Source organism: Williamsia sterculiae, from assembly GCF_900156495.1.
Lineage (GTDB): Bacteria > Actinomycetota > Actinomycetes > Mycobacteriales > Mycobacteriaceae > Williamsia_B > Williamsia_B sterculiae.
Genome location: NZ_FTNT01000008.1, coordinates 169,630 through 186,982 on the forward strand (window position 1 = coordinate 169,630; position 17,353 = coordinate 186,982).

Here is a 17,353-nt window from a genome sequence, read left to right on the forward strand (position 1 = left end):
CCACAGGCTCAGACGGCGACCAGATCGTCGGCGTGGATGAGGGGTCGACGCAGATCGGCGGGCAGTTCGGAGGTCGACTTGCCCACCATCTGGGCGATCTCGTCGGCGTCGTAGGCCACCACACCCCGGGCGCGGGTGACGCCGCCGGTGTCGACGAGGTCGATGACGTCACCGCCGGAGAAGCGGCCGTGCACCCCCACGACACCCGCGGACAGCAGCGACCGCCGCCGGTACGCCACCGCCTGCACCGCCCCGTCGTCGAGGACCACACTCCCCCGGGTCTCCGCGGCGTGCCGCACCCAGAAACGCCTCGCGGACAGGCGTTGTGGGCGGGCGGCGAACACCGTACCCACCGACGCATCGGCGAGCGCGCGGTCCGCCGCCGACGCCGCGGCCAACAGCACCGGCACGCCGGCGTCGGCGGCCAATCGGGCCGCCGACAGTTTGGACGCCATCCCACCGGTGCCCAGTGCCCCGCCCGACCCCGCGATGACGCCGTCGAGGTCGGCGGGGCCGTTCACCTCGGGGATCATCGTCGCCGCGCCGCCACGGGGGTCACCGTCGTAGAGACCGTCCACGTCCGAGAGCAGCAGCAGCGCATCCGCACCGGCGAGATGGGCGACCAACGCGGCGAGGCGGTCGTTGTCCCCGAAGCGGATCTCGTTGGTGGCCACCGTGTCGTTCTCGTTGACCACCGCGACGGCGTGCAGCGACCGCAGCCGGTCCAGGGTCCGTTGCGCGTTGGCGTGATGTGCGCGCAGGGCGATGTCGTGGGCGGTGAGCAGCACCTGACCGACCGTTCGGTCATAGCGCGCGAACGATGTCCCCCAGGCGTGCGCCAATGCCAGCTGACCGACACTCGCGGCCGCCTGTTTGGTGGCGAGGTCCGTCGGCCGCTTGCGTAAGCCCAACGGCGCCATACCCGCACCGATCGCACCCGACGACACCACGATCACGTCGGATCCCGCCTGCATCCGCTCCTCGATGGCGTCGGCGAGCCGGTCCAGGCGAGTGCGGTCGAGTCCGTCGACGAGGTCGGTCAGCGCCGACGACCCGATCTTGACGACGATGCTGCGTGCGGTGGCGATCCGTTCGCGGGTGTCACTCATCGTCCGGGTCCACGTGACCCCAACCGAGCTCGTCGGTCTCACCGGAGTGCCGCTCGGCCCGGCGTAGTCGTCGCGCCTCTTTGCGCTCCGAGGCACCCATGCGGTCGTTCCGGTCGAGCCGGATGTCGGTGCCACGCCCGGTGACCGGAACCTCGTCACCCATCGGGGTGGTCGGCTCCCAGTCGAAGGTGACGTCGCCGATGGTCACCGGTGCGCCGGGGACCGCGCCCAGGCGCATCAGCCGATCCTCCACGCCGAGACGGTTCAGCCGGTCCGCCAGATAACCCACGGCCTCGTCGTTGTCGAATTGGGTCTGCTTGATCCACCGTTCGGGTCGGGTTCCGCGCACGATGAAGCCACCCGCGAGCGCGGGATCCGGGACCACCGAGAACTGCTCCTGATCGACGGCCTTCGGTCGGATCACCTGACGGCGCGGCGGCGGCTTGGGATGGGCGGTCCGGTGGTCACGCACCAGATCGCCCAGCGCGTACCGGAGTTCGCGCAGCCCCTGTCGGCTCACCGCCGACACGCGGAGCACCGGCCACCCCCGTCGGGCGATGTCGGGCTCCACCAGGTCGGCGAGTTCCTCGGCCTCGGGGATGTCGATCTTGTTGAGGATCACCACCCGCGGGCGGTCGATGAGGTCACCGAGCCCGTGGTCGGTCTGCAGGGCGGGGGTGTACGCGGCCAGTTCCGCCTCGAGTGCGTCGATGTCCGACAGCGGATCGCGACCGGGTTCCAGGGTGGCGCAGTCGATCACGTGTGCAAGCACCGCGCAGCGCTCGATGTGGCGGAGGAACTCCAACCCCAACCCGCGGCCCTGCGACGCACCGGGGATCAGCCCGGGCACGTCGGCGATGGTGAAGACCTCGCCGTCGGTCTGCACCACACCCAGATTCGGCTGCAGGGTGGTGAACGGGTAGTCGGCGATCTTCGGCTTGGCGGCGGACAACACCGAGACCAGCGACGATTTGCCCGCCGATGGGAACCCCACCAACCCGACGTCGGCGACCGACTTCAGTTCCAGGACCAGTTCGTTGGTGTCACCCTCCTCGCCGAGCAACGAGAAGCCGGGCGCCTTGCGGGCTCTCGAGGCCAACGCCGCGTTACCGAGGCCCCCGCGACCACCGCGGGCAGCGACGAAGGTCGCACCCTCCCCCACCAGGTCGGCCAGGATCTCACCGGTGGGCGACAGCACCACCGTGCCGTCCGGAACGGGCAACGTCAGGTGGTCACCGTTGGCGCCATTGCGATTCGCACCGGCCCCCGGCCGCCCGTTACCCGCCTTGGCGTGCGGGTGGAAGTGGAAGTCGAGCAACGTGTGCACCTGCGGATCCACCACCAGCGTGACGTCCCCACCGTTGCCGCCGTTGCCGCCGTCCGGCCCACCGAGCGGCTTGAACTTCTCCCGATGCACCGATGTGCAACCATGCCCGCCGTTACCGGCTGCCGCTTGGACGGTGACCCGGTCGATGAACCGCGACATCTTTCTCTGACCTTCTTCATTGTGGGTGGGATGCACTAGCTGGGATCCCCGGGAAAAGCGTGAGGGGCGGGCCCGGTACTGGTGACCTGGCCCGCCCCTCACATGGAGCTCGTGGATACGCCGCGCGGATCAGGCCTGTGCGGCCTCCGGCACGATGTTGACGGTCTTGCGACCACGCTTGCTGCCGAATTCGACCGCACCGGCCGAGAGCGCGAACAACGTGTCGTCGCCGCCACGGCCGACGTTCACGCCGGGGTGGAAGTGCGTGCCGCGCTGGCGGACCAGGATCTCACCGGCGCTGACCTGCTGGCCACCGAACCGCTTGACGCCGAGCCGTTGGGCATTGGAGTCGCGACCGTTGCGCGAGCTGGATGCACCCTTCTTGTGTGCCATGTCTCAGTCCTCCTGGAAACGAAGTCGTGGGTTACTTGATGCCGGTGACCTTGAGGACCGTCAACTTCTGACGATGACCCTGGCGTTTGTGGTAGCCGGTCTTGTTCTTGAACTTGTGGATGCGGATCTTCGGACCCTTGACGTGGTCGACGATCTCGCCGGTGACGTTGACCGAGGCCAGCTTGTCGGCGTCGGTGGTGAGCTCCGAGCCGTTGACGACGAGAGCGACCGGCAGCGCGACGGTGCCGCCGATCTCCTGGTCGATCTTCTCGACCTTCACAAGATCGCCTTCAGCGACCTTGTACTGCTTACCGCCGGTCTTGACGATCGCGTACGTTGCCATCGGAGAACTACCTCTTACTGTCACTTGTCGTTTGCTGACGCTGGTGTCGTTCGGGGCGGTGGAACTGCCCCGGCCGAAAAGCCTCCCTCGCGGCCTGCGCGCGGCCCGCACCGACGTGGTCTGGGCACAGCGCTGTCCGGTCGCCGGGAGGCGACTGACCAAGATTACGGGAGCCTGGCCGAGCGGGTCAAACCAGCTCACGCCACTCCGTCGCCCGGTCAGTCGTCGGCCGGTGGGCCTGCGGGACGTCCCGCCGCGCGGCGCCGCGCGGTCCGGCGCACCGAGACGACGGGTTGAGCGGTCGACGACGGTTGAACCGGTCCTGCCGCGGTCACCGGATCATCCGACGGCGTGCCGGTCGACTCGGTGTGCGCGGCGGTGACCACCGTCACCGGCTCCGCTGCCGTGGTGGGTGCCGACGGCCTGCGGACGGCTCGGCGACGCCGCGGACGCACCGCGGTGCCGGCAGCAGTGCCGGTGTCGGTCGCGGCTGCGGCGTCTGGAGCGGCTCCGGTGTCGGCGGTGTCGCCGGGAACGGGTTCGGCGGGGTGGTCGTCGAGCTCGCGGTTGTACCGATCCGCGGCCTCCACCGCCTCGCCGGCGACGGCCTCGATCTCGGCGGTCTCGGCAATCCGCTCCGACTCCGGCCTGCGGCCCTCGACCCGGGGCTCGTCGGCGCGGGTCACCTCGGAGTCGGTTGCGTCGGCGGCGCCCTCCTGGTCGGCATCGCTGCCGTTGGTGACCTTGCCGTTGTCCCCGTCGTTCTTGGCCCCGTCGTTCTTGGCCCCGTCGTTCTTGGCCCCGTGGTCCTTGTCACCGTCACCGTTGGCGGCCATGGCGCGGAAGAGGGGATGCTCGGACGGGTTGTGCGTGGGTTTCTGCTGTTCCGGCTGCTCGCTCTTGGACTTCCGGTTGCGCCGCGACCGCTTGGAACCACCGCCGCCGTTGGACGAGTCGTCGGGGGTGCCGACCTCCACCGGGTTGGCGTGCACCACGATGCCGCGGCCGCTGCAGCAGGTGCAGACCGACGAGAAGGCCTCCAGCAGACCGGTGCCGAGTCGTTTCCGGGTCATCTGCACCAGGCCCAGCGACGTCACCTCGGAGACCTGATGGCGCGTGCGGTCCCGGGCCAACGCCTCGGTCAGCCTGCGCAACACCAGGTCACGGTTGGATTCGAGGACCATGTCGATGAAGTCGACGACGATCATCCCGCCGATGTCGCGCAGGCGCATCTGCCGCACGATCTCCTCGGCGGCCTCGAGGTTGTTCCGGGTGACGGTCTCCTCGAGGTTGCCGCCCGAACCCGTGAACTTGCCGGTGTTGACATCGACGACGGTCATCGCCTCGGTGTGCTCGATGATCAGCGTGCCGCCGGACGGCAACCACACCTTGCGCTCCAGGGCCTTGGCCAGCTGCTCGTCGATACGGTGGACGGCGAACACGTCCGGTGAGTCGGCATGCGGTTTGGTGAAACGCTCGACGCGTCCCATCAGCTCCGATGCAACTCCCTCGACGTATCCGTGGACGAGGTCCCAGGCTCCGTCGCCCTCGACGATGAGCTGTTTGAAATCCTCGTTGAACAGGTCACGGACCACCTTGACCAGCAGATCCGGCTCCTCGTAGAGCGCCTTGGGCCCGTTGCCGTTCGACTTGGCCTCGGCGGCGGCCTCGATGCCCTTCCACTGCTCCTGCAGCCGGGCGACATCGGCGGCGAGATCCTCCTCGCTGACCCCCTCGGACGCGGTGCGGATGATCACACCCGCCTCGGAGGGCACGATCTTCTGCAGGATCTGCTTGAGGCGTTTGCGCTCCACGTCGGGCAGTTTGCGGCTGATGCCGGTCGACGACCCGCTGGGCACGTACACCAGGAACCGCCCGGCCAACGAGATCTGGGTGGTCAGCCGCGCACCCTTGTGTCCTACCGGGTCCTTGCTGACCTGGACCAACACCTGGTCACCGGGTTTGAGCGCCTGCTCGATCTTGCGCGACCCGCCGTCGAGGCCCGCCGCATCCCAGTTGACCTCACCCGCGTAGAGCACGCCGTTGCGGCCCCGGCCGATGTCGACGAAGGCAGCCTCCATCCCGGGAAGCACGTTCTGTACGCGACCGAGATAGATGTTGCCCACCATCGACGACGAGGTGGAGGTGGTGACGAAGTGCTCCACCAGTACCCCGTCCTCGAGCACGGCGATCTGGGTGTAGTCCTCGACGGTGTCGACATCGGAGTCGCCCTCGGTGACCTGAGCATTGGCCGACCGCTCGCGAACAACCATCACCCGGTCGACCGCCTCGCGGCGCGCCAAGAACTCCGATTCGGTGAGGATCGGCGGACGACGCCGTCCGGCGTCGCGACCGTCCCGTCGACGTTGCCGTTTGGCCTCGAGTCGGGTGGACCCGGAGATGCCCTGCACCTCATCGCGATTGCCGCGCGACTTGTTGCGCGGTTCACGCTCGTGCACGACCGTGTTCGGCGGATCGTCCCCGGCGTCGGACTTCGCGTCGTCGGTGTCACCGTCTCCGCCGCCCTTGCGACGGCGGCGGCGCCTGCGGCGTCTGCTGCCCGCACCGGAATCGTCGGAGTCGTCGTCGGACGAGGAGGACCCCTCGTTCTGGGTCTTCCCGTTCTGATCCCCGGAGTCGGTATCGTCCGAACCCTTGGTGTCGGAATCCTTGGGGTCTGGGCTCTTGGGGCCCGAACCCTTGGTGGCTGTGGTCGTGGAGTCACGGCCCTTGCCCGCCGCATCCGGCGAACCCTCGGTCGCATCCCTGCCGTCGGCCGCCGCGTCCTTCGTGTCGCCGTTGTCGGCAGCACCGGAGCGCTTACGGTTGCGGGTCCGCTTCCCGCCCGGCCGACCCCCTGCGGTGTCGTCACCGGTCTGGTCTTGCTGTTCGTCACCGGTCTCGTCCGCATCGTCGCGGTCGGCGGTGGGTGAAGTGTCATCGTCGCGGGCGGGCGACTGGTCGTCCCCTGTCTGGTCCCCGCTGTTCTGGTCCCCGCGCCCGCGCCCGCGACCACGCCGACCGCGACGGCGCTTCCGCGAACCACCGCCTGCGGTGTCGTCGTCGGAGTCGGTGTCGTCCGACTGCTCGTCCGGCGCGTTCCCCGTACGTGTGTTCTCTGTCTGCGTGTTCTCTGTCTGCGTGTTCTCTGTCTGCGTGTTCTCTGTCTGCGCCGCCGTCGCCTTTTGGGCTTTCCGCTTCGTGGGCGCCGACTCCACCTCGGAGCGGTCCGGCGGGGGCAGGAACAACGGGTTACCCGCGGCGGCGGGTTCCGGCCGCCTCTCCGGCTCGACCGCGGGCTCGGTGCCGACCGTCGCAGCGGAGAAAAGCGTCGGTGCGGATTCCGCAGCCGTCGGGGTGTCGGCGGTCTCGGTAGCGGGTGACGACGTCTCCGTCGCCGGCACAGCGGCCGGGAGCGTTTCGGTGTCCGCCGGGGGCGCGGTGTCGGCCGAGGACGCGGTGTCCACCGGGGGTTCGGACGCTGGTTCGGTGGTCTCGCCCGCGATCCTGGTCTGCACCTGGACGGCCGCGGCACGGTCGATACTCGACTGCGGGCTGCGCGCCGTGATGCCCAGTTCCGCGAGGTGCCCGAGCACCTCGCGGCTGGTCAGGCCGAGTAGACGCGCGAGGGCATGGACCCGCAGCTTGTGCGGGAATTCGTGCGCCGAAGCCGAATCTGTATTCAGTTCCTCCGGCGACCTGTTGTCGGTCACGTGGTTCTCTCCTAGGACCCCCGGGCGCGTAGTGAGCGGCCACGCGGGGGTTGTGCGTGTGTACGGGGTCGAGTCCGGCCCCGAGTTGTATGGTCTTGCCCCGCCTCCGCCACCGGGTGGTTCCCGGTGTCGGCGCGGTGCCTTGCGCGACGAGGCGCCGTGGTCGCGGTGTTCCACACCGGCAGTCCACCGCGGCTGTCACGGCGTGCCACCGGGGAGTGCGTTCCGGCGTGTTCGTCATCGACATGGGCAGAGTGTGCCGAGGTCGACATCGGCCAGTATCCCACATCGTCAGGTGTTGTTTGCGTGCAGATCACCGCGTCGTCGTCGCGGGGTGGGTACGCGCAGGGCGGACGCGCTCGGAGAACGGATCCGCCGCCAGCGGTGACCGGCAGGCGGCGTGTCACACCGCCCGCCGGGTCGAGCCGTCCGAGCGGGGGTCAGAGGTCGGGAAACCAGAGCGCGATCTCGCGCTCCGCGGACTCCGCGGAATCCGATCCGTGCACCAGGTTGTACTGGGTGTTCAGCGCGAAGTCGCCGCGGATGGTGCCGGGCACGGCTTTTTCCACCGGGTCCGTCCCGCCGGCCAACTGGCGGAACGCCGCGACGGCCCGGGGGCCTTCGAGTACGGCGGCCACCAGAGGTCCGGACGTGATGAACTCGAGCAACGAGGGATAGAAGGGCTTGCCCTCGTGTTCGGCGTAGTGACCACGGGCGACGTCGTCGCCTGCGGTCTTCAGTTCCATCGCGACGACGCGGAGACCCTTGCGTTCGATGCGGTTGAGGATTTCGCCGACCAGGGCGCGGTCCACGCCGTCGGGCTTGATCAGGACGAGAGTGCGTTCGGTCACGTCGACACCCTATCCGGCGGTACCGCCGACCCGGTCGACACGGCGGATTCCGTCATCCGTCAGTCGCAGTACTGACCCTCGACCGGCACCACGTTGTAATCGAACAACGCGCCGCCCGTGCCCTTCGGGTCGACCACCAACTGCACACAGCCTCCCGGGGACCTCAGAGCCGCGTCCACCGCGGTGTCGATGCGGGCGGACAGGTCGAGATTCGCCGATCGGTATTGGGGTGGAACCGGCACCGACGCGACGAACTGGCCGAGGTCCATGGCCTGTGCCCGCTCGGTCAGTGCGTGCGTCGCGAGGTAGCTGTATGCGGTACTGCTCACCGGCACCGGCTCGCCGGCCACCACATCCGTCGTCGGTTCCTCGCCCGCCGCGACGGCGGGGGCCGCGGTCGCCGCGAGCACTGCGAACGCACCGACCCCGACGAATCGGGAACGGGACATCGTTGACTGACGGAACGAGCTCACACACACCTCATAGCTGTCGGAAACACGGTCACCGGCTCCGGGGCAGGCCTCGGAGACCGGTCGTGATCCTGCCAGCAATCGGCTCGTCACGCTCGCAGTTGACCGGGCGCGTCAGCTCCCGGGCGGCGCCGGCGGCGGATCCGCACCGTCCACCCGCTGCTGACCTGCCAGCAGCCCGCGCTCCATCCGCAGCCGGACATCACGCTTGATGTAGGCGATGTAGAGCCACACTCCGAGGAAGATGATGCCGACGGCACCGATCGACCAGTGGAAGACGAATCCGACGATGGCGTAGACCTGCAGCGCCAGGTCGATCTCGAGTGCGCGGGACCTGCCCTGCATCCCGCACGCGAGGATCAACGCCAGACAGAGGACACCGAGGAAGATCCCGGACGCCCAGGTCACTCCCCCGCCCACCTTGGCGACGATCGGGAACGCCAGAAAGATGACGATGACCTCGAGGATCAAGGTCCCCGCCATCACCCCGCGCAGGCCTCTCCAGGGATCCACCGCCGGAGCGGTGAAGCCTCCACCGGACTCGCTGTCGCCGTCGGGGTCGGTCATGCCGGAGCCTTGCCGAACAACGTTCGGGCGGCGCCCGCGGTGACCACCGAGCCGGTGATCACCACGCCGACCCCGGACAACGGTTCACCCGTCTCGGTCACCTCCTCGGCGCGTGCGATGGCCGTCTCCACGGCGTCGGGCAGGAACGGGCTGACCAGCACCCGCTCCTCACCGAAGATCGGGGTGGCGAGGTCCGCGAGGTCCGCGGTGTCCAGAGCCCGCGGAGACCCGTTGTTGGTCAGCACCACGGCCTCGAGTACTGGTTCGAGGGCGGCGAGCAGTCCCTCGGCGTCCTTGTCGGCCATCACGCCGACCACACCGACCAGACGCTGGAAATCGAACTCGTCGCGCAGACCCGCGGCCAACGCCTCGGCACCGTGCGGATTGTGGGCGGCGTCGATGAAGACGGTCGGCGCCGTGCGCACCCGCTCCAGCCGACCGGGACTGCTGACCGAAGCGAAACCCGCCCGCACCGCGTCGATGTCCAACTGGCGATCGCTCCCAGCCCCGAAGAATGCCTCGACGGCGGCCAGGGCCAGCGCGGCGTTGCGCGCCTGATGCTCCCCGTGCAAGGGCAGGAAGATCTCGTCGTAGACGCCACCGAGGCCCTGGATGGTCAGCAACTGTCCACCCACCGCGGTACGTCGGTCGAGGACGGTGAACTCGGAGTTCTCCCGCGCGACGACGTGGTCGGTCTCCACCGCCTCACGGAGCAACACCGTCTCCACCTCGGGTTGTTGACGGGCCAGGATGGCGACGGGTTCCGGTGTCACCGGATCGACCTCACCGCTGACGGCGCCGGTCTTCTTGAGGATGCCCGCCTTCTCCCCGGCGATCGCGGTGAGCGAGTCACCGAGGTACTCGGCGTGATCCATCGCGATCGGGGTGATCACCGCGACCGGCGACTCCACCACGTTGGTCGCGTCCCAGCGACCGCCCATCCCGGTCTCCACCACGGCCACGTCCACCGGTGCCTCGGCGAACGCGGCATAGGCCATCGCGGTGAGCACTTCGAACTTGCTCATCCGCGGGCCATCGGCAGCCGTCGACGAGTCGTCGACCATCGTGATGAACGGTTCCAGTTCGCGGTACAGGTCGACGTACTGCCGCGACGAGATCGGTCTGCCGTCGATCGCGATGCGTTCGGTGGCCGACTGCAGATGCGGACTGGTGATGCGTCCGGTCCGCCGGTGCAAGGCGATGAGCAGCGCGTCGACCATACGGGTCACCGACGTCTTGCCGTTGGTACCGGCTATCTGAATGGCCGGATACCCCAGCTGCGGGGACCCCAGGATGTCGAGCAACGTCGTGATACGCGCCAGCGACGGGTCGATCTTGGTCTCCGGCCAGCGGGTGTCGAGGTCGGCCTCCAGTTCGGCGAGATCCGCGAGGTCGGAGGCGGTGTCGTCCGGTCCGGGATCGCGGTGCGACCGCTCCGGCACCCCGGTGTCGTCGAGCTCGGAGTCACCCTCGTCCAGGACCTCGTCGACGATCTCACCGATCACCGCGTCCACCGGCACCGCGTCCACGGGGACGGTGTCCACCAACTCGGCGTCGACGATGTCGGACCGGTGCTGCTGTCGGTCGTACTCGGTCATCGGTTCAGCCCTCGCCCAGCTCGGCGATCTTCGCACGCAGCCGCTCCACCTCAGCGGATGCCAGTTCCTGCCGGGCACGGATCTTGTCGACCACCGCGGCGGGTGCCTTGGCCAGGAACTGCTCGTTGTTCAGCTTGCCGCTGGTCTGGGTCAGTTCCTTCTCGTTCACGGCCAGATCTTTGGCGAGCCTGCGTCTCTCGGCCTCCAGATCCACGGTGCCCGACGTGTCGATCTGCACGTCGATGGTGTGCGGGTCGCCCGCGGCAACGCCCACCCGGACCTCGAGGTCTGCGGTGGCGGCGAACTCGCCACCGGCCGGGGTCAGGAAAGCCAACGCGTCCACGGAGGCGCGCAGCTCACCCAACCCGGCGTCGTCGATGCCCACCAGTCTCGCTGCGACCCGCTGCCGGTCCTGCAGACCCTGATCGCCGCGGAACCGCCGGATCTCCTTGATCAACCGCTGGACGTCCTCGATGCGCTGTACCGCACCAGGATCGGCGTGCGACGTATCGGCGACCGGCCAGGCGGCGACGGTCACCGACGGCTCACCGGTCAATGCCCGCCACAGTTCCTCGGTGACGAACGGCATCACCGGGTGCAGCATCCGCAGCAACGCGTCGAGCACATGCCCGACCACCAGCGAGGTGGTCTCGGTGCGCTGCGCATCGCCTGCGGCGTACTGCACCTTGGACAGTTCCAGGTACCAGTCACAGAACTCATCCCAGGCGAAGTGGAACAGCGCCTCACAGGCCTTGGCGAATTCATAGGTCTCGAAACCCGCGTCGGCGACCTCGATCACCTCGTGCAGCCGGCTCAGGATCCACCGGTCGGCATCGGTGAGGTCGGTGGCGTCGGGCAGCTCCCCCACCCGGGCACCGTTCATCAGCGCGAACCGGGTGGCGTTGAACAGCTTGGTCGCGAAATTCCGCGACGATTGCGCGTGGTCGTCACCGACCGACAGATCGGTACCCGGGTTCGCGCCGCGGGCGAGGGTGAACCGCAGAGCGTCGGCCCCGAACCGGTCGACCCAGTCCAGCGGGTCGATGCCGTTGCCCTTCGACTTCGACATCTTGCGGCCGTACTGATCACGGACCAAGCCGTGCAGGAACAGGTCACGGAACGGAACCTGTTGTCCCGGCGCCAGCGACGGTCCGACGTAGGTGCCGAACATCATCATCCGGGCGACCCAGAAGAACAGGATGTCGTAACCGGTGACCAGGACTGAGGTCGGGTAGAACTTCTCCAGTTCGGGGGTATGCTCGGGCCAGCCCATGGTCGAGAAGGGCCACAGTCCGGAGGAGAACCAGGTGTCGAGGACGTCGTCGTCCTGGGTGTAACCGGCCGGTGGCTCCTCGTCAGGGCCCACACAGACCACGTCACCGTCGGGGCCGTACCAGACCGGGATGCGGTGACCCCACCACAGCTGACGCGAGATACACCAGTCGTGCATGTTGTCGACCCACGCGGACCACCGCGGTTCCATCGACTCGGGGTGGATGACGGTCTCGCCGTTGCGAACGGCGTCACCGGCGGCCGCGGCCAGCGACTCCACCCGCACCCACCACTGCATCGACAGCCGCGGTTCGATGGGTTCCCCCGAGCGCTCGGAGTGACCGACGCTGTGCAGGTACGGTCGCTTCTCGGCGACGATCCGCCCCTGTTCGGCCAACGCCTCGCGCACCGCGACCCGCGCGTCGAGGCGATCCAGTCCGTCGAATGCGGTTCCGGTGTCGGCGATCACGGCCGACGCGTCCATGATCGTCGGCATCTCCAGACCGTGGCGCTGGCCGATGGCGAAGTCATTGGGGTCGTGGGCGGGAGTGATCTTGACCGCGCCGCTACCGAATTCGGGATCCACGTAATCGTCGGCGATGACGGGGATCTTCCGATCCAGGAAGGGATGGGCCAATGTGGTGCCCACGAGGTGCCGATAGCGCTCGTCGTCGGGGTGGACCGCGATCGCGGTGTCGCCGAGCATGGTCTCCAGACGTGTGGTCGCGACCACGATGTGCGGTTCGGCGTCGTCGAGTGATCCGTATCGGAACGAGACGAGCTCACCCTCGACCTCGTCGTAACTGACCTCGATGTCGCTGATGGCGGTCTTGAGCACCGGCGACCAGTTCACCAACCGCTCAGCGCGATAGATGAGCCCGTCGTCGTACATCTGCTTGAACACCGTCTGCACCGCGCGCGAGAGCCCGTCGTCCATGGTGAACCGCTCACGGGTCCAGTCGACGCTGTCGCCGAGCTTGCGCATCTGCTCACCGATGGTGCCGCCGATCTCGTCCCGCGCCTGCCAGACACGGTCGATGAACGCCTCGCGGCCGAGCTCGTCGCGGGTGACACCTTCGGCGGCCAGGGTGCGTTCCACCATCGCCTGCATGGCGATCGCGGCGTGATCCATCCCCGGCAGCCACAACACCTCGTAGCCCTGCATCCGGCGGCGACGGCTCAGCGCGTCCATCAGCACGTGTTCGAAGGCGTGCCCCATGTGCAGCGAACCGTTGACGTTGGGCGGCGGGATGACGATGGAGAACGCCGGTTTGTCACTGGTGGGATCGGCGACGAAGTACTCGCCCTCCACCCAACTCCGGTAGATCTCGCTCTCGTGGGCGGCCGGATCCCAGTTCTTGGGGAGGAGGTCGTCGGACGGGCGTTCGGCGCTGGATGGGGCTGCGGTCACCCGTCAAGTCTAAGGGCCGACCGTCGGCCCTCCCGCAGGGCTCAGACCCCGGCGGCGCCCACGCCCTGGGTGCGCAGTCGGTGCACGTCCTCGGGGGCGTTGACGTTGACCAACCAGTCCGCGTCGGAGACCGGCACACGGTTGACCGTGAGGGTGTCCAGACCGGCCAGCAGACGTCGTTCGCCGGTGACCGTGAGCTCGGCCAGCGATTCCGCGACCCGGGTGCGATAGACCGCGGCCAGCGGGTGCACGCGTTGGGCGTCCACCGCGACGGCGGCGTCGTTGTCGCCGAGCGCGGCGAGCAGCTCGTCGATCAGGTCACCGGTGATCAACGGCATGTCGGTGGCGCAGACGAAAGCGCGGTCCGCGCCTCGCCGGGCGGCATCACGCAGGCCGGCGACGAGCCCACCGAGTGCGCCGACATCGGTGGCCTCGTCGGTCACCCATTCCGCGGGCGGGCCACCGGTGCCCTGCAGGGCCCGGTATGCGGCGGAGTTGGTGCGCGCCACCACCAACACCGGATCGCACCGGGTGCCCGCGATCCGGACCACCCGGGCGAGCATGGGCTCACCGTCCCAGTCCAGGGAGGACTTGTCGCGACCCATCCGCCGCGATCGACCGCCCGCCAACACGATTCCCGCCACCGCGGCCCGGGTGTCGGGGCTGTCGACACCCGCTGTCGGACCGGACTCTGATCGCTCACCCTGTTGCATGCGCTCCATCTTGCGTGACCATCCGTCGAGACGGGTCCACTATGGGGGAATGGACATCATCGATCGGGCGGGCACCGCGCACGCGTGGCCGTCGCACGGCATGGGATCGGTGCGCTGATGGGCCGGATCACCGAGCGGCTGCGGGTTCGTCGAATCCGCGCGGAGTTCGACACCGCGCGCGTCGACACGGTGGCGGTGGAGGAACCGCTGGAGATCCGTGTGGGCGGTGCATCCATGACCATGACCATGCGCACCCCCGGTGACGACGTCGATCTCGTGCACGGACTGCTGCTCGCCGAGGGGTTGATCACGTCCGGCGCGGACATCGACAGCATCCGCTACTGCGCAGGCACCGACGACCACGGTCAGAACACGTACAACGTGGTCGACGTGATCCCGGCCGACGGTGTGGCGCTCGAGATCCCGGCGCGCACGTTCGCGTCCACGTCGGCCTGCGGGGTGTGTGGCAAGGCGTCGATCGACGAACTACGTGTGCGGTCACACTTCGACCTCACCGAGGATCCCACCCCCGTCGCGACCAGTGCACTGACCCGGATGTCGACGGTGCTGCGGGACCATCAGAAGACGTTCGCGGCGACGGGAGGGGTCCACGGCGCGGCACTGTTCACCGCCGACGGCGCCCTGCTGGTGTCCCGCGAGGACGTGGGCAGGCACAACGCGGTCGACAAGGTGATCGGGTGGGCGGTGCGCAACGAGAAGCTCCCGTTGCGGGGCACCGTGCTGATGGTCTCGAGCCGGGCATCGTTCGAGATCTGCCAGAAGGCGGTACTGGCCGGCATCCCCGTGTTGGCCGCGGTGTCGGCACCGTCGTCACTGGCCGTCGAGGTGGGCAGGGAGTCGGGGCTCACCGTCGTCGGATTCCTGCGCGACACGTCGATGAACGTCTACAGCGGTCCGGACCGGATCGTCGCCGGCGACTGAGCACTCATGCGGCCGCCGGATACACGTCCGCGGCGGCCCGAGACCACTCGGAACCGCCGCGGATGATGATCTGTCAGCTGGTCAGGCGGACTTGTCGCGCCGCTCGTCGCGACGTTCCTTGCGCGGGACGATGGTCGGCAGCACGTTGTCGCTGACCGTCTCACCGGTCACGACCACCTTGGCGACGTCGTCGCGGCTGGGGATGTCGTACATCACCGGCAGCAGTACTTCCTCCATGATCGCGCGCAACCCACGGGCACCGGTCCCGCGATGGATCGCCTGATCGGCGACCGCCTCGAGGGCGTCATGGCTGAAGTCGAGCTCCACACCATCCATCTCGAAGAGCTTGATGTACTGCTTGACCAGCGCGTTCTTCGGCTGCGACAGGATCGAGACCAGCGATTCCTTGTCCAGATTGGTCACCGACGCGATCACCGGCAGGCGACCGATGAACTCGGGGATCAGTCCGAACTTGATGAGGTCCTCCGGCATGACCTCGGCGAAGTGGTCGACGGTGTCGACGTCGTCCTTCTTGGCCACCTCGGTACCGAAACCGATGCCGCGCTTGCCGATTCGGTCCGACACGATCTTCTCGAGTCCGGCGAAGGCGCCCGCCACGATGAAGAGCACGTTGGTGGTGTCGATCTGGATGAACTCCTGATGCGGGTGCTTTCGACCGCCCTGCGGGGGTACCGACGCCTGGGTGCCCTCCAGGATCTTCAACAGCGCCTGCTGCACGCCCTCGCCGGAAACGTCGCGGGTGATGGACGGGTTCTCGCTCTTGCGGGCGATCTTGTCGACCTCGTCGATATAGATGATTCCCGTCTCGGCCCGTTTCACGTCGTAATCGGCGGCCTGGATGAGCTTCAAGAGAATGTTCTCGACGTCCTCACCGACGTATCCGGCCTCGGTGAGCGCGGTGGCGTCGGCGATCGCGAACGGCACGTTGAGCATCTTGGCCAGCGTTTGGGCCAGATAGGTCTTGCCACATCCGGTGGGACCGAGCATCAGGATGTTCGACTTGGACAACTCGATGGTCTCACCGGTCCGCGAGTCCTTGCGTTCACCGGCCTGGATGCGCTTGTAGTGGTTGTAGACGGCTACGGCGAGCCGACGCTTAGCGGTGTCCTGACCGATGACATAGTTGTCCAGGAAGTCCCGGATCTCCATCGGCTTGGGCAGCTCGTCGAGCTTGACGTCGCTGGTTTCGGCCAGCTCTTCTTCGATGATCTCGTTGCAGAGATCGATGCATTCGTCGCAGATGTAGACGCCGGGACCCGCGATGAGCTTCTTCACCTGCTTCTGGCTCTTCCCGCAGAAAGAGCACTTCAACAGGTCGCCACCGTCTCCGATTCGAGCCATTGCGAGCCGTACCTACTTCCCTCTGTGCCAGCGCCTGTCAGTGCTCTTGTGCCAGTGCCTGTCAGGCTCTTGTGCCAGTGCCTGTCAGGCTCTTGTGCCAGTGCCTGTCAGGCTCGTGTGCCAGTGCCTGTCAGTGCGCACTGCGTCGATCGACCGGCGCATCGAGCGATGTCGCGCCGGGCTGGAAACCGCCGCCACGCCTTCTCACGCCGGCACCGTCACCTGCGCCGGTAACTCTCGACGGTACCCGTGCCGGGTCCCGACTTCGACCGATGTGGCCAAATGTCGAGTCGGCAATTCTGCTGTCCGTGCCGTCGAGACGACGACCGGTGAGCAGGTGATCAAGCATGCTCCACCACCGCCCCGGGAGACCGCGACCCGCGGTCACCGGCGTGTCGCCGGTGACCACCGCCGCACAGTTTCTCCTCTACGACTTCTTCGCCGACTTCTTGCGGTACTCGAAGACCTCGTCGATGATCCCGTACTCCTTGGCCGCCTCGGCGGTGAGGATGTTGTCGCGATCGGTGTCCTTACGAATCTTCTCCGCAGGTTGTCCGGTGTGCGAGGCGAGGATGTCGTCGAGGCGACGGCGGATCCGCTCGATCTCGGCGGCCTGGATCTCCAGGTCGGACACCTGGCCCTGGTACGCACCGCCGGTGCGCGGCTGGTGGATCAGCACGGTCGCGTTCGGAAGCGCGGCACGCTTGCCGGGGGTGCCACCGGCCAGCACGATGGCCGAGGCCGACGCGGCCTCACCGAGGCAGACGGTCGCGATGTCGCAGTGGACGTACTGCATGGTGTCGTAGATCGCCAGCATCGCGGGCACGCTGCCACCCGGCGAGTTCACGTACATGATGATGTCGCGGTCGGGATCCTGCGATTCCAGCACCAGCAGCTGCGCCATGATGTCGTTGGCCACGGTGTCGTCGATCGGGGTACCGAGGAAGACGATGCGCTCCTCGAAGAGCTTGGCGTAGGGGTTGTACTCCCGCATGCCGTTCGGGGTGTGCTCGATGAACGACGGCAGGATGTAGCGGCTCTGCATGCCGGCCAGCGCGGCTGCGCCGGGCGAGATGGCTGGTTGTGAGCCGAACGGGCTTGTCATGACGAAGTCTCTCCCAGA

The 17,353-nt window shown here is 67.9% G+C and carries 14 protein-coding genes; 1 reads left to right on the forward strand and 13 read right to left on the reverse strand.

What is annotated here, in order from left to right; all coding sequences use genetic code 11:
* Positions 1–8 precede the first annotated feature (8 nt).
* The 11 genes from proB to BW971_RS14150 all read right to left on the reverse strand — a co-directional run bounded on the left by proB (position 9) and on the right by BW971_RS14150 (position 13,935).
* Complete coding sequence (gene proB, locus BW971_RS14100; protein WP_076480629.1) at positions 9–1,109, reverse strand: glutamate 5-kinase; 1,101 nt, start codon at positions 1,107–1,109, stop codon at positions 9–11.
* Positions 1,102–2,595, reverse strand: a complete 1,494-nt coding sequence (gene obgE / locus BW971_RS14105) for a GTPase ObgE (RefSeq protein ID WP_076480631.1) — start codon at positions 2,593–2,595, stop codon at positions 1,102–1,104. The genes proB and obgE overlap by 8 nt, the downstream gene beginning before the upstream one ends.
* Before the next feature lie 129 nt (positions 2,596–2,724).
* Positions 2,725–2,988, reverse strand: coding sequence for a 50S ribosomal protein L27 (rpmA, locus tag BW971_RS14110; RefSeq protein WP_076480633.1), 264 nt, complete (start codon positions 2,986–2,988; stop codon positions 2,725–2,727).
* 31 nt (positions 2,989–3,019) lie between these two features.
* Positions 3,020–3,331 carry a 50S ribosomal protein L21 gene (gene rplU, locus BW971_RS14115; RefSeq protein ID WP_076480635.1) on the reverse strand — a complete coding sequence of 104 codons (312 nt, stop codon included), beginning with the start codon at positions 3,329–3,331 and terminating at the stop codon, positions 3,020–3,022.
* 218 nt (positions 3,332–3,549) lie between these two features.
* Positions 3,550–7,044, reverse strand: coding sequence for a translation initiation factor IF-2 N-terminal domain-containing protein (locus tag BW971_RS14120; RefSeq protein ID WP_076480637.1), 3,495 nt, complete (start codon positions 7,042–7,044; stop codon positions 3,550–3,552).
* A 440-nt stretch (positions 7,045–7,484) separates the two neighbouring features.
* Positions 7,485–7,895, reverse strand: a complete 411-nt coding sequence (gene ndk, locus BW971_RS14125) for a nucleoside-diphosphate kinase (protein WP_076480639.1) — start codon at positions 7,893–7,895, stop codon at positions 7,485–7,487.
* A 59-nt stretch (positions 7,896–7,954) separates the two neighbouring features.
* Complete coding sequence (locus BW971_RS14130) at positions 7,955–8,344, reverse strand: hypothetical protein (protein ID WP_076480641.1); 390 nt, start codon at positions 8,342–8,344, stop codon at positions 7,955–7,957.
* A 135-nt stretch (positions 8,345–8,479) separates the two neighbouring features.
* Complete coding sequence (locus tag BW971_RS14135; protein ID WP_076480643.1) at positions 8,480–8,932, reverse strand: DUF4233 domain-containing protein; 453 nt, start codon at positions 8,930–8,932, stop codon at positions 8,480–8,482.
* Positions 8,929–10,530, reverse strand: coding sequence for a bifunctional tetrahydrofolate synthase/dihydrofolate synthase (folC, locus tag BW971_RS14140; RefSeq protein ID WP_083710002.1), 1,602 nt, complete (start codon positions 10,528–10,530; stop codon positions 8,929–8,931). The genes BW971_RS14135 and folC overlap by 4 nt, the downstream gene beginning before the upstream one ends.
* Positions 10,531–10,534: 4 nt before the next feature.
* Entirely contained in the window at positions 10,535–13,213 is a 2,679-nt protein-coding gene (locus tag BW971_RS14145; protein WP_076480645.1) for a valine--tRNA ligase, read from the reverse strand.
* 41 nt (positions 13,214–13,254) lie between these two features.
* Positions 13,255–13,935, reverse strand: coding sequence for a molybdenum cofactor guanylyltransferase (locus BW971_RS14150; RefSeq protein ID WP_407701222.1), 681 nt, complete (start codon positions 13,933–13,935; stop codon positions 13,255–13,257).
* Positions 13,936–14,043: 108 nt separating this feature from the next.
* Between BW971_RS14150 and fdhD the strand changes: the two genes are divergently transcribed.
* Positions 14,044–14,868, forward strand: coding sequence for a formate dehydrogenase accessory sulfurtransferase FdhD (gene fdhD, locus BW971_RS14155; protein WP_076480773.1), 825 nt, complete (start codon positions 14,044–14,046; stop codon positions 14,866–14,868).
* Positions 14,869–14,949: 81 nt separating this feature from the next.
* Here fdhD and clpX read toward each other — a convergent pair whose 3' ends face one another.
* Together clpX and BW971_RS14165 are read right to left on the reverse strand one after the other, a co-directional pair.
* Positions 14,950–16,230, reverse strand: coding sequence for an ATP-dependent Clp protease ATP-binding subunit ClpX (gene clpX / locus BW971_RS14160; protein WP_076480647.1), 1,281 nt, complete (start codon positions 16,228–16,230; stop codon positions 14,950–14,952).
* Between the two features lie 427 nt (positions 16,231–16,657).
* Complete coding sequence (locus BW971_RS14165; protein ID WP_076480649.1) at positions 16,658–17,335, reverse strand: ATP-dependent Clp protease proteolytic subunit; 678 nt, start codon at positions 17,333–17,335, stop codon at positions 16,658–16,660.
* Positions 17,336–17,353 lie beyond the last annotated feature (18 nt).

Excerpts from the sequence above, each read along its gene's own strand:
- folC (WP_083710002.1), bottom strand. The coding sequence starts at position 10,530 with ATGACCGAGTACGACCGACAGCAGCACCGGTCCGACATCGTCGACGCC.
- BW971_RS14150 (WP_407701222.1), bottom strand. The coding sequence starts at position 13,935 with ATGGAGCGCATGCAACAGGGTGAGCGATCAGAGTCCGGTCCGACAGCG.
- rplU (WP_076480635.1), bottom strand. The coding sequence starts at position 3,331 with ATGGCAACGTACGCGATCGTCAAGACCGGCGGTAAGCAGTACAAGGTC.
- BW971_RS14135 (WP_076480643.1), bottom strand. The coding sequence starts at position 8,932 with ATGACCGACCCCGACGGCGACAGCGAGTCCGGTGGAGGCTTCACCGCT.
- rpmA (WP_076480633.1), bottom strand. The coding sequence starts at position 2,988 with ATGGCACACAAGAAGGGTGCATCCAGCTCGCGCAACGGTCGCGACTCC.
- obgE (WP_076480631.1), bottom strand. The coding sequence starts at position 2,595 with ATGTCGCGGTTCATCGACCGGGTCACCGTCCAAGCGGCAGCCGGTAAC.
- fdhD (WP_076480773.1), top strand. The coding sequence starts at position 14,044 with ATGGGCCGGATCACCGAGCGGCTGCGGGTTCGTCGAATCCGCGCGGAG.
- BW971_RS14130 (WP_076480641.1), bottom strand. The coding sequence starts at position 8,344 with ATGTCCCGTTCCCGATTCGTCGGGGTCGGTGCGTTCGCAGTGCTCGCG.
- proB (WP_076480629.1), bottom strand. The coding sequence starts at position 1,109 with ATGAGTGACACCCGCGAACGGATCGCCACCGCACGCAGCATCGTCGTC.
- BW971_RS14165 (WP_076480649.1), bottom strand. The coding sequence starts at position 17,335 with ATGACAAGCCCGTTCGGCTCACAACCAGCCATCTCGCCCGGCGCAGCC.
- clpX (WP_076480647.1), bottom strand. The coding sequence starts at position 16,230 with ATGGCTCGAATCGGAGACGGTGGCGACCTGTTGAAGTGCTCTTTCTGC.